At 61.4% G+C, this 1,423-nt stretch carries 1 protein-coding gene; it reads left to right on the top strand.

What is annotated here, in order from left to right:
- Nucleotides 1-1,249, top strand: a 1,249-nt coding sequence (locus EOA33_RS35660) for a hypothetical protein (RefSeq protein WP_127407717.1), incomplete at its 5' end; no start/stop codon positions are given.
- Nucleotides 1,250-1,423 lie beyond the last annotated feature (174 nt).

Genomic DNA, 1,423 nt, shown 5'->3' with positions numbered 1-1,423 from the left:
CTACTGGCACATGCTGCCCGAGGCAGCACAGGCGCGCAAAGCCATCTGGAACGCGGTCAACCCTCACACCGGCAAGCGGCGCCTGTTCGAAGCGTTTCCGGAACCGCTGATCGAGAACATGAACGACAACGAGATGTTCGTTCGGTTCAAGGTCGGATCGACTTTTCAGGTGGTTGGATCGGACAATTTCAACAGCCTGGTCGGCGCACCGCCAGTCGGCATCACGTTCTCGGAATGGGCATTGGCCAATCCGGCGGCATGGGCATACCTGTCGCCGATCCTCGCCGAGAACGGCGGCTGGGCGTCGTTCATCACCACGCCGCGCGGCAATAACCACGCCAAGGGCATGCTCGATGCAGTGAAGGGCAACGTGTTCGACCCGGTGTCGAACCCGCGCGGCTGGTTCAGTGAGGTGCTGCCGGCTTCCGTCACCGGCGCGATTGACGAAGTCACGATCGAGGAGCAGCGGGCGATCTATGTGGGCCTGTTCGGCAAGGAAACGGCCGACATGCTCATCGACCAGGAATTTTTCTGCAGCTTCGCGGGTGCGTTGATCGGCTCCTATTGGGGCGCGGAGATCGCGCGGGCTGAGCGGCAGGGGCGCATCGGCACCGCGTTCGACATCGACCCCAGGTATCCGGTGCATACGGCATGGGATCTGGGCAAGGCGGTCAACAACCCGATCTGGTGCTTCCAGGTCATCGACGGCGTGCCGCTGATCGTCGACTTCTACGTTCCCGACAGCGAAGACTTGGAAGACTGGTGCAAGTGGCTGGACGAGCAGGGCTACCACGGCGATGACTTCGTGCCGCATGACATCCTGCATCCGCAGTGGGGAACGAAGCGCACGCGGCTGGACACGCTTCGGGCGCACGGCCGCAAGCCGAAGATGGTCGGCATGGTCAGCCTGGCCGAGGGCAACAACGCCGGCCTGCAGACGATCAAGTTGGCGCGCTTCAGGAACACCGGCAGCGTCAACGACGGCGTCGAGGGGCTGAAGGCCTACCGGCGCGAGTACGACGACGAGAAGAAGACGTTCCGCGACATCCCGGTCAAGAATTGGGCCGAGCACTATGCGTCCGCATTCCGATATCTCGGTCTCGCATGGCGGCAGGCTATCGTTGCGGCCGAGAAGCCACTCGGTGACAAAGGCGCCTACGTGGGCCAGAATGACGGCACGATACGCAGCCAGCAGACCGTCAAGGAGGCTGTCGACGCAATGGTGAGGCGCCGTCGAGCAGGAAGATAGGTGGGCTGCACTTGTTTTATTAGCCTTAGCTTGACTAAGCCGGTAGCCCAGCCGCACACTGATGCTTTCAGGGAGGAACTATTTCGCAAAAGGAGGAGGAGACTATGGTCAAACGTGGCATCAAAGGGGCCGTTGCTACCATACTGTTCTGCATTGGGATGGCACCCTTAGGAT

The sequence above is a fragment of the Mesorhizobium sp. M4A.F.Ca.ET.050.02.1.1 genome (genome assembly GCF_003997725.1).
In the GTDB taxonomy this organism is placed as follows: Bacteria; Pseudomonadota; Alphaproteobacteria; order Rhizobiales; family Rhizobiaceae; genus Mesorhizobium.
This window is presented reverse-complemented; position numbering and strand designations above follow the sequence as displayed.